Annotated in this window: 8 protein-coding genes; 4 read left to right on the forward strand and 4 right to left on the reverse strand. The window is 47.0% G+C overall.

Features of this window, described 5'->3' with window-relative positions; genetic code table 11:
- Window positions 1-235 precede the first annotated feature (235 nt).
- A complete protein-coding gene (locus B5F71_RS17140) occupies window positions 236-1912 on the reverse strand; it encodes a metallophosphoesterase (protein ID WP_087212725.1) in 1677 nt (558 codons plus the stop codon).
- 110 nt (window positions 1913-2022) lie between these two features.
- On the opposite strand from B5F71_RS17140, the gene prmA reads away from it, so the two are divergent.
- Window positions 2023-2871: a 50S ribosomal protein L11 methyltransferase gene (gene prmA, locus B5F71_RS17145; protein WP_087212728.1), complete on the forward strand. Its 849-nt coding sequence runs from the start codon at window positions 2023-2025 to the stop codon at window positions 2869-2871.
- 86 nt (window positions 2872-2957) lie between these two features.
- Here prmA and B5F71_RS17150 read toward each other — a convergent pair whose 3' ends face one another.
- Entirely contained in the window at window positions 2958-3890 is a 933-nt protein-coding gene (locus B5F71_RS17150) for a glycoside hydrolase family 25 protein (RefSeq protein ID WP_022040714.1), read from the reverse strand.
- Window positions 3891-4034: 144 nt separating this feature from the next.
- On the reverse strand, window positions 4035-5678 hold the full coding sequence (locus B5F71_RS17155) for a diphosphate--fructose-6-phosphate 1-phosphotransferase (RefSeq protein WP_087212730.1): 1644 nt from the start codon (window positions 5676-5678) through the stop codon (window positions 4035-4037).
- A 215-nt stretch (window positions 5679-5893) separates the two neighbouring features.
- Here B5F71_RS17155 and B5F71_RS17160 point away from each other — a divergent pair, with 215 nt between their 5' ends.
- The 3 genes from B5F71_RS17160 to B5F71_RS17170 are packed head-to-tail and all read left to right on the forward strand — an operon-like array spanning window position 5894 to window position 9632.
- Window positions 5894-6178, forward strand: a complete 285-nt coding sequence (locus tag B5F71_RS17160) for a hypothetical protein (RefSeq protein WP_022040716.1) — start codon at window positions 5894-5896, stop codon at window positions 6176-6178.
- Window positions 6175-6732: a 1-acyl-sn-glycerol-3-phosphate acyltransferase gene (locus B5F71_RS17165; protein ID WP_087212733.1), complete on the forward strand. Its 558-nt coding sequence runs from the start codon at window positions 6175-6177 to the stop codon at window positions 6730-6732. The genes B5F71_RS17160 and B5F71_RS17165 overlap by 4 nt, the downstream gene beginning before the upstream one ends.
- 26 nt (window positions 6733-6758) lie before the next feature.
- Window positions 6759-9632 (forward strand): xanthan lyase, encoded by a 2874-nt coding sequence (locus tag B5F71_RS17170; protein ID WP_087212736.1) that lies wholly within the window; start codon window positions 6759-6761, stop codon window positions 9630-9632.
- Window positions 9633-9643: 11 nt separating this feature from the next.
- On the opposite strand, the gene nudC is transcribed toward B5F71_RS17170, so the two are convergent.
- The gene (nudC, locus tag B5F71_RS17175; RefSeq protein WP_087212739.1) at window positions 9644-10447 is read right to left on the reverse strand and encodes an NAD(+) diphosphatase; all 804 of its coding nucleotides are present in this window, start codon (window positions 10445-10447) and stop codon (window positions 9644-9646) included.
- Window positions 10448-10640 lie beyond the last annotated feature (193 nt).

A 10640-nucleotide genomic window follows, 5' to 3' on the forward strand; every position in this document is an offset into this window, starting at 1 on the left:
GCTCCTGTTCTTCGTCAGATAGCCCGCTATCTTCCTCATCACAGAAGCGGAAATGCCTCAAAAACTCATCCCAAATCATCGCACGATAAATTCAAAACAGCTTCTGAGTGGCTATCCGCAAACATTCCATGTAGGGGCGGGGTTAGCCCACCCGTATGCATCCACGTAAATGTTTTCGGGCAGGCAGACCCTGCCCCTACATGTGATGTTGCAGAATTCAATAAAACCGAAGCCTTTATTCCACATCTGTTATCCGGTCGGTATCCAAGTCAATGTAAAAATGGATGCTCGGCTCTCCGTGCAGGAAGCATTCGAATATATCGGCTATCTCACACAGACGGGTTGTCAACTCATCGCCGGCACCTGACCTGCGCACAGCCTTGAACAACTCATCGTACTCCTTCAGGCGCTTATCCGAAATCTGACGTAAGGCTAGCTTATCGGCATAACGCAAACGGTACAAATCGACAATCACATCATGTCCCGTCCAGTCGGTTCCCCATCCAGTCTGTGCTTCCTTGCCTGTCACATACGTCCAAAGCTGCGCTCCATTCATAGTTACCATTTTCTGACGCACTATCTCCGGGAGGTCTTGCGGTATGAAACGCACACGCACCAAGTCGCGGAACTGCCAGTCACAAAACTCCGCATAGCTTTCTGATGCCAGTGCTTCCCTACTCCATACCGGAAACTTACCTGCCTGCCTGTCATAAGCATATTCCTTCTCATACAAACCAAACAGACTGTCGAAACCTGGGACACTATCCAGCAATACCGTTTCCACTTCGAAATGTTCCGCATCTTCAGCTGTAAGAATCTTATAAGCCGGGACACACGTAGCAATGGAAGGTACCTGAATGTTGTACAAACATTTGCCATTCTTTCCGCGCATCACTCCCGTATCATTTACATGCATGTGTCCTGCCACGTGCAGCCTGATGCCGGCTTCCAGAAAGGCTTCTGTCACTTCTTCGTCCGGCACCCGATGCAAATCGAATTTCCTGCTTCCCCAAGCCTTGCGTACTAATCCGGAAGCTCCATCGTTGAAATCCACTAACGGATAATGCGAATAAGTCACCAAAATTTTATTTCTTCGCTTCGCCTCGGCTACCACTTTCCGTACCCACGGAAGCAAAAAAGCCTTATGTTTCAATACATTATTATAGCCTACACTGGAGCCTTGGTAAGTCTGTACGCCGTTTTTCACCGCACCGGGCAGATAGACTCCTCCGTCAATGGCAAGCAACCACAATCCCTGTACAGGCTCGACCAAATAACTGGCATCCGTAGCCTGCAAGGAATCGCACAATGTATATTGCCGTTGGTCTAAAGCCCCTTCGCGCAAGGCTTCCTGATAATTATAATCTTCGTACCGGTAGGAAGTAAAAGGGGTTTCCCAATACACATATCCGGGTTGGGGATAAAATCCAAATGCTGCATAGCAGTGCATCTCGTCGGCATATCCCGCACATCGGTTTTCCTGTGTAGTACGGCTTCCGTCGGCACGGAGAAAACCTTGCTCCTCATTTTGCATACCGAACGGACGGACTGGGTCATGATTTCCCGTCGTCACAAAAAACTGTATGCCGTACCGCCTATGATAAGTATCGAGTATCTCCCTGATTTTTTCCTGATTGACAAATTGACCGTTATCAGTCAAGTCCCCGGGAAGCACTGCCAGCGTAATGCCCCTCCTTGCCACATCATCAAGTGCTGCTATCAAGGCGTAATAGTTTTCATTAAACAAGCGGGTGGACTGCACCTGCATTTCCATCGAACGCACCAGTTCGGGATGGTCTGCGATGTTTTGGATATGCGCATCGGATATAAAAGCTACCCGCTGTTGGCCGACGGCAGTCAGACTCCCTCCACTTAAAAAGAGCAAAGCCCATAAATAATTACGAATCTTCATAAGTAGATGTTGATAATAAGCGCGACAAAGATACAAATTCTCTTCTTCTGTTTATCACTATCACACAAATTATATTACCTTTGCCTGCTACTAACCAATACTTTTCTTTTATGAAATACATTGAAGTTACAATGAAGGCACAACCGTGCAACGAAACCATTACAGATGTGCTGGCGGCATTGACAGCGGATATCGGATTCGAAAGCTTCGTACCCTGCGAAGAAGGAATGCAGGCCTACATCCCCAAAGCGCTGTTCGATGAAGAAGCATTAAAAAATGTGCTGACTGATTTCCCGATTCCCAACGTGTGTCTCTCCTATACCCTTACCGAACCGGAAGATAAAGACTGGAACGAAGAATGGGAAAAGAATTTCTTCCAACCCATCGTGATAGACAACCGTTGCGTGATACACAGCACCTTTCATACGGATTACCCAAAAGCCGAATACGACATTGTCATCAATCCGCAAATGGCTTTTGGAACAGGACACCACGAAACCACCAGTTCCATTCTTGCCGAACTGCTGGATGCCGACCTGAAAAACAAATCGGTACTTGATATGGGATGCGGCACATCCATTCTTGCTATCCTTGCCAGTATGCGCGGAGCCAATCCGGTAACTGCCATCGACATAGATGACTGGTGCGTAAACAATTCGCGCGACAACATTGCCTTGAACCACATAAACAACATCCATGTAGAACTAGGTGACGCTTCACTGCTGAAAGGACGCAAACCTTTTGATGTCATCATAGCCAACATCAACCGTAACATCCTGCTTGCCGACATGCCTGCATATACAGCATGTATGCATCCGGGGTCGGAACTCTATATGAGCGGATTTTATATAGAAGATATTCCTGCCATCCAAGAAAAAGCTGAAAGTCTGGGTATGGAATTCGTACATTACCGAGAAAAAAACCGCTGGGTAGCCGTAAAGTTCATCAAGCGAATCTAAGAAACTGGTCGTGTAAACCGTCATCCGGGGAAACACGACCTGGTATCTTCAAGTAGCTAATTATAAGTAGGAACTGTCTTGAACTCCTAAAGTCTGAAAAATACAGAATCGGGAAGAATAGTCATCTGCTTCAACTCGTCCAAAGTTCCGTTAAACACATTCAGGTCTACCTGCTCCTTGATGCCAGGCAAACTTCCGCCATCGGTATGTTGCCAAAATTTCCATTTACCTTCATAACGTACCGAATCTACATAATAATGAGCTATCCAATAGGGATAAGTATTGAATATCGAATCGTTCAGGTAACGCTCCTTGAACTTGTAAGAAGCATACAGAATGGGCTTTACATGGTAGTGTCGCTCTATTATCCCTAACCATGTCTTTACCCCTTTCCTGAGTGCATTTTCATCATCGCCCACCTTTTCGATATCAAGTACCGGAGGCAAATCGCCCGGTTCCAATTTGACCGAACGGATAAAAAAAGCAGCCTGACGCGCTGCGTCTGTTTTCGGATTAAAGAAATGATAGGCTCCCCGAATAAAGCCATACTGACGTGCACAATTGAAATTACGAATAAATGTGGTGTCGCTGAAATCGCCCCCTTCTGATGCTTTCATAAAGACAAAACGTACAGGAAAAGGCGCATATTGTGTTTTTCGGAGTTCCTCCCAATTGATATCCCCCTGATGATGCGACACATCAAAACCATGCACCGTATATCCAGCCGGAAGACAGACACCATAGGCTTTTGTTCCGTAACAAGGCTTCCACCGGTATGCATACGGGCGGATAAACAGGTAATAAAAACCGATTACAACCAAAGCTGCCATCCCTCCCATCACCACATAATTCAACCATACCGGCAAACTCAAGCGAATTTTCTTCTTCGGCCGGTTCTTCTTGCCGGATGGTCTCCTCTTCTTACCCGTTCCAACCGGATTCCGTGAAGGAGCCTTTGTCTTTGTCCGCACAGTCCGACTGGAAGAGCCTGTGTGTGTAACAGATGGTTCTTTTACCATAAAAATAAATGCCTATCTTTTCACAAAAGGAATGTATCCAAACAGACAAAGAAAACGAGCCGGACAGCCTGCAAAAACATCTTTTCACAGCACTACCGACCCGTCCGCTTATCTACATTGGCATATCTCTAACTCGTCTTATTCTTATTTCTGGTGTTCCAGCTGCAAAGTCTTGGTCGGCTGGTCACATACTTCTGTAGGACCGAAATACTGAATCGGACCCGGATATACGTATGCCGTTTCTTTTGCCCACGTATCGCGTACAGCAGCAAATGCCTTAAACGGAGCTCCGTCTAACTTAACCAATGCTTTCTGGATAACAGGTTTCATTTCTCCGTGACGACGTTCCATGTTCATCATCATTGTGATAGGCACACCACCTGCAATCCATTCTTCTGCAGGAGCAGTCAGATTGCGTACGGAAGACATGTATCCGGTCTTTCCGTTTGCAATCAATACGGCTGCTGTATAACCCAACGAATAGCAATAGTCTGCATCAAAGTTGGAAGGAGCCGCGCAACGTCCTTCATAGCCGAAGAAATGATGCTGTGCAGAGAACTTGCCAGCAAACTTGCCTTCTGCTTTCCAGGCAGCCAACTTCTTGCCCACCATTTCCGATAACAGTTTTTCCGTCTCAATCAAAGAAACCTGTACGTTTCCATGCGGGTCACGGTCAAGCGTCAACTGGCGTGCAACGCCTTCGGGCAATGAAGCATAAACAGCAGCATTGTCTGCCGACAGTTTGCTGATGATATATTCACGTTGTTTATTGGGCTCGACAGCAGCATACTCGTCAGCATGTACAGCCAGGAAGTCGTTCAATTCTGCTATCAACTTCTTCATTGCAGGGATAAACTCGATCAAACCTTCCGGAACCAGCACCGTACCGAAATTGTTTCCCTCGGCAGCGCGGGCAACTACTGCATTGGCGATATAAGTCACGATATCATCCAAAGACATATTCTTGGCTTCCACCTCTTCCGATATCAAGCAGATGTTCGGCTGAGTCTGCAAAGCGCATTCCAATGCGATGTGAGAAGCAGAACGTCCCATCAACTTAATGAAATGCCAGTACTTGCGTGCCGAATTACAGTCGCGTTCGATGTTACCGATTACTTCCGAATAAGTCTTGCAGGCAGTATCAAAACCAAATGAAGTCTCTATCATATCGTTCTTCAAGTCACCGTCGATGGTCTTCGGGCAACCAATTACCTGAATGCCATAATTCTTGGCAGCATAATATTCGGCCAACACACATGCATTCGTATTCGAATCGTCACCACCGATAATAACCAGTGCCTTAATGCCCAATTCTTTCAAGATTTCGTATCCTTTTTCGAACTGATCTTCCTTTTCCAGTTTTGTACGTCCTGAACCGATGATATCAAAACCACCTGTATTACGGTATTCATCGATGACATCGGCAGTCAGTTCTTTATAATTATGGTCTACCAAACCGCCAGGACCCAAGATAAATCCGTACAGTCTGTTGGCTGGATTCATCTTTTTGATACCGTCGAACAGACCGGAAATCACATTGTGTCCGCCCGGAGCCTGTCCACCCGAAAGGATGACACCTACATTTACCGGAGCAAATTCTTTCTGTTCGCCTTCTACGAACTTCAACAAAGGCATACCATAGGTATTGGGGAACAATTTCTTGATTTCCTCCTGATCGGCTACAGACTGGGTAGCTTCTCCTTCTACTACCTTTACAGCACCTTTCAATGCTTTAGGCAATTTCGGCTGATAAGCAGCTCTTGCAATTTGTAATGCACTTTTCGTCATAATTGTTTATATTTTAAAAAGGTGTATATAAGTTATTCACTTTTTCTGCTTCGCAAATTTCGTTTTTTTTTTTGTAACGACAAAAATGTCTGTAATAAAAAATCACCCGACAAGAGTTTTGAAAGATTTTTTCGCAAAGAAAGCGGTAAATTCAAACAAAAACATTATCTTTACCCCACAATCAATACTCAATTTATCTAAAAAGGAATATCATTATGGCTAAAAGAAGAGACTTAAAGAAATTCGTGAAGTACACATCCGATCACGTAACAAGCCTTATCTTATGGGAAATGGCTGTGGCATCCGATGAAAAGCGTCCGGCATACGACCAGCTTTTAAATGAAATCGTCTGCCTGCACCACGATATCGTGGGACGTATCAGCCACACCGAACCGGGAAGTGTCAAACCATTCTACAAAAAGCTGAAAGAAGACTTTAAGGAGGGAATCAACGCCATTATCGGCAAGATTGACGAATTAGCAGACGGAAAAACGGAATGAAACAAGCACTCTGCCGCTTCATCTATTATAAGGTATTAAGGTGGAAGTCGCGTGTATCTGTCCCCGACTTCGACAAGTGCATCTATTGTGCCGCTCCACATACCACCAATTGGGATTTGCTCATCGGAAAGCTGTTCATTTCAGCCATCGGACGCGATTCCGGATTTATGATGAAGAAAGAATGGTTTTTTTTCCCGTTGGGAATCTTATTCCGATGGATGGGCGGTATACCCGTCCATCGGGATAAACATACTTCGCTGGTTGAACAGATGATTCAAAAAATAAAACAAAGCACGAAATTCCATCTGGCCATTACCCCCGAAGGGACACGCTCGGCAAATCCCAACTGGAGAAAAGGCTTTTACTACATCGCAGCAGGAGCAGACATTCCAATTATCCTGGTAGGTATCGACTACCAGCGGAAATGTATCTTTGCCGAACGTTATCTCTATGCCAGTGGAGATATAGAAACCGACATGCGCGAAATCAAACTTTATTTCAGACATTTCAAGGGCAGACATCCCGAAAAATTCGAGTTAGGAGAACTGGGATGACAGGGATGTAAACACATATATTTCCTATGAAACAACTATACCTCACTCTCTTCTTTTTCCTTTCCTTCTTCCATGCACCGGCACAAAGCCTGGAGAAAAACGTGGAGAAACGGCTTGAAGACTTCTTTGCAAACTACCAGACCCACTACGCCGACATCGGAACATGCCGGCTGGACCATTTCATTATCGACCATCAAAAGAAAACTCTTGCTATCTACGCCAATGATGTATTCGGTTATCAACCTTTCACCGAAGAAAACACAACGGCTATCTATCGCCAACTGAAACAACTTCTGCCCGGACCAGCAAACTATTACACACTGACCCTATATACCGACGGGCAACCTATCGAAAACCTTGTACCGAACGCCTTCCGCAATAAACAGAAAGACAAAACACGGCTATACGGAAAAACAGCATACCGGGGCGAACCGTGGGTGAGCAACCTCTCGAAAGCCTACCGACCCAGCCAAGGTCTGGAAGGCAAACACATTGCACTTTGGCAAAGCCACGGAAAGTTTTACAAAAACGATACACACAAATGGTGCTGGCAACGTCCGCGCCTGTTCGGCACTACCGAAGACCTCTACACCCAATCCATCGTAGTGCCTTATCTGATTCCAATGTTGGAAAATGCAGGAGCCATAGTATTTACCCCTCGTGAACGCGACAGACAACCTCATGAAGTCATCGTAGACAACAACATCTCCACTCCCAGAAGCAAATACCTGGAAGTAAACTACAAGAAAAAATGTGTATGGCAAACAACATCGTTGCCTGGATTTGCACAAAAACGCACGACATACACCGACGGACAAAACCCTTTCCGCGAAGGCACAGCCCGGTTTATCCCCACTCACAAGAAACCTGAAAAAGCGTTTGCCGAATGGATTCCCTACATCCCCGAAAAAGGCCGGTATGCCGTTTACATCAGTTATCAATCTCTTCCTGAAAGCGTTACTGACGCACGTTATCTTGTATTCCATAACGGCGGAGTGACCGAATTTAAGGTAAACCAGCGTATAGGTGGAGGCACCTGGGTCTATCTGGGTACCTTCGAATTCGATCAAGGTATGAACGATTACGGCATGGTGGTACTCAGCAACGAAAGTTCGCAAAAAGGTGTCGTGTGTGCTGATGCCGTACGCTTCGGGGGAGGAATGGGAAACATTGCACGGCAAGGACAAACCAGCGGCATGCCACGATGGGCGGAAGGTGCACGTTATTGGGCACAATGGGCAGGCATGCCTTACTCCATCTACAGTAAAAGCGAAGGTGAAAACGATTACAACGATGATATCAATGCCCGCTCACTTATGCTCAATTACCTGAGCGGCAGTTCCGTCTACAACCCACAGGAAAAAGGACTTGGCATTCCATTCGAACTGAGTCTTGCCCTACACAGTGATGCCGGCTTCAAGCCAGACAACAGCTTGGTAGGCTCACTTGGCATCTATACCACCCGCTTCAATGAAGGGAAGCTGGCTTGCGGTATTTCACGCTATGCCTCGCGCGACCTTGCCGACATGCTCCTCACAGAACTGAAACGGGATATCAGTTCGCGCTTCGGCATCCAGTGGGCAAGACGCTCCTTGTGGAACCGTAACTATAGTGAGACCCGGCTGCCTGCTGTGCCTTCAGCCATATTGGAAACCCTGTCGCACCAAAATTTCGCCGACTTAAAACTAGGATACGAACCAGCTTTCAAGTTTACCACAGCACGTTCCGTATACAAAACCCTGCTGAAATACCTTGCCGACATGCACGATGAACAATATACTGTGCAACCTCTCCCTGTGACGCATTTCGCCATCGATGAAGGAAAAAAGAAAAATACTTTCACTCTCCGGTGGATACCAACAGAAGACCCTCTCGAACCTACTGCCAAGGCACAAGGTTACATTGTCTACACCCGCATAGGAAGAGGAGGATTCGACAACGGAGTCTACGTACGCGAACCCCAATACACATTTCAGGCAGAACCGGGCATCATTTACAGTTTCTACGTCACAGCAGTTAATCGAGGCGGAGAAAGCTTCCCCTCCGAAATTCTGTCGGCATACAAGGCAAAACATAGCAAAGGAACAGTCTTGATAGTAAACAGTTTCCACCGTACCAGCGCACCTGCCACCATCGAAACCACTACGCTACAAGGTTTCGACTTAAAAGCCGACCCCGGCATACCTTATATCGGCACAACCGCCTTCTGCGGATACCAACAAAGTTTCGAACGCAGCCGCATCGGAATAGAAACTGAAGGCGGACTAGGGTACAGCGGAAATGAACTGGAAGGAAAATACATCGCCGGTAATACATTTGACTATCCCTTTATCCATGGTAAAGCTATCCAAATGGCAGGCAACTGGTCATTCGTATCGTGCAGTGACGAGACATTGGAAAGTGGTTCGACCCAATTGCAACACTATCCAATCGTTGACCTTATCCGTGGAGCAGAAAACCAACCGCTCAGCCTTCACGTGCAACAAGCATTGACCGACTATTGCCACTCTGGAGGAAATTTGCTGCTTAGTGGCACATATACCGGAAGCCAACTAGGCAGCGATACTTTCCTACAGAACACCTTGAAATACAACTATGAAGGAAGCATGCGTCATTCGTCCACCAACAAAATCCAAGGTAACAACCTGAATTTCCACATAGCCCGTGAAGCTAATGCCGAAATTTATGCTGTTCCTTCGCCCGAAAGTTTGGCACCCGTATCCGATGCTTTTTCCGTCTATCTCTATGCCGGTTCTGAAGCCAGTGCCGCCATTGCCTACAAAGGTAACCATCGCATCTTTGCCCTCGGCTTTCCTTTCGAATGTATCCAAGAAGAAAAAGCACGCACCCAACTGATGCAAAGCGTCCTCACTTTTTTCACATCGCCCAATGAATACTAGTCCATAACCCTTTAGTCATTAAGTTTTCCTTCCAGCCAAGCGTCTATCAGCCGGCGGGCGATGCTCAGTTTCTTGGGAATCTCGGGCAGGCACGATTTGTGGTAGAAGGCTCCCGCACTCAGCTCTTCATTCTGAAGCTTGATGGTGCCGCTCTCGTACTCGGCGGAATAGCCTATCATAATGCCGCTGGGATAGGGCCACGGCTGGCTCCCGAAGTATTTCAGGTTCTTGATGGTAAGCCCCGTTTCCTCCATCACTTCGCGCCGCACACATTCTTCGAGCGTTTCGCCCGGCTCGAGAAATCCCGCTACCAGCCCCTTGAAGGTGCCACGGAAATTGCGCGCATGCACCAGGAGCACTTCGTCCTCGCCCCGCTTGATGAGCACAATGATGGCAGGCGATATGCGCGGATAAATTTCCATACCGCACACGGGACACCGCTTGGCAATGGGCGCCACCTGTCCGGCAGGCGCTCCGCAACGGGGACAGAACCTGCTGTCGCGGTCCCACGTCAGTATCTCTGAGGCTTTCCCTGCCATCCGGTATTCGTCCCAGGGCAATACGTCGAACGAGGCACGCAGGTCTTTCATCCGACGGGGGCTTTCATCATCCCCTTCTATGGGCGCCGCCAAAGCGTATGCCTTTGCCGCACACCCGTCCATCACGCCTATCTCGTGCACGGTACTCCCTTCGGGTATAGCTGCCGGCGGCTCTGTGCCCACGGGGATATGCCACCCGCCGGCCCGTTTCTCAATCAATACCTGCCCTTCGTAAAAAGCAAACCAATAACAATTGTTTTCTATTTGTTCTTCCATAATTATTCCTATTTGTCATATATTTCACCACAGAGGGCGCAGAGGGACACAGAGGAAAAATTAAAAAACTCTGTGTTCCTCTGCGTCCTCCTTTAGATTTGCATTGGTAAAAGGGCAAAGAAAAAAGTTACCTTTGCCGTAAAAAAGGTTAACCAAGAAAAGGAGGTGACCTATTGTGTCCTATAGGCGGAAG

The organism is Bacteroides sp. An269, from assembly GCF_002159755.1.
Taxonomy (GTDB): Bacteria; Bacteroidota; Bacteroidia; order Bacteroidales; family Bacteroidaceae; genus Phocaeicola; species Phocaeicola intestinalis.

Bases quoted from the DNA above. Each gene is read 5' to 3' on its own strand.
- B5F71_RS17140 (WP_087212725.1), bottom strand. From the start codon at position 1,912: ATGAAGATTCGTAATTATTTATGGGCTTTGCTCTTTTTAAGTGGAGGG.
- prmA (WP_087212728.1), top strand. From the start codon at position 2,023: ATGAAATACATTGAAGTTACAATGAAGGCACAACCGTGCAACGAAACC.
- B5F71_RS17150 (WP_022040714.1), bottom strand. From the start codon at position 3,890: ATGGTAAAAGAACCATCTGTTACACACACAGGCTCTTCCAGTCGGACT.
- B5F71_RS17155 (WP_087212730.1), bottom strand. From the start codon at position 5,678: ATGACGAAAAGTGCATTACAAATTGCAAGAGCTGCTTATCAGCCGAAA.
- B5F71_RS17160 (WP_022040716.1), top strand. From the start codon at position 5,894: ATGGCTAAAAGAAGAGACTTAAAGAAATTCGTGAAGTACACATCCGAT.
- B5F71_RS17165 (WP_087212733.1), top strand. From the start codon at position 6,175: ATGAAACAAGCACTCTGCCGCTTCATCTATTATAAGGTATTAAGGTGG.
- B5F71_RS17170 (WP_087212736.1), top strand. From the start codon at position 6,759: ATGAAACAACTATACCTCACTCTCTTCTTTTTCCTTTCCTTCTTCCAT.
- nudC (WP_087212739.1), bottom strand. From the start codon at position 10,447: ATGGAAGAACAAATAGAAAACAATTGTTATTGGTTTGCTTTTTACGAA.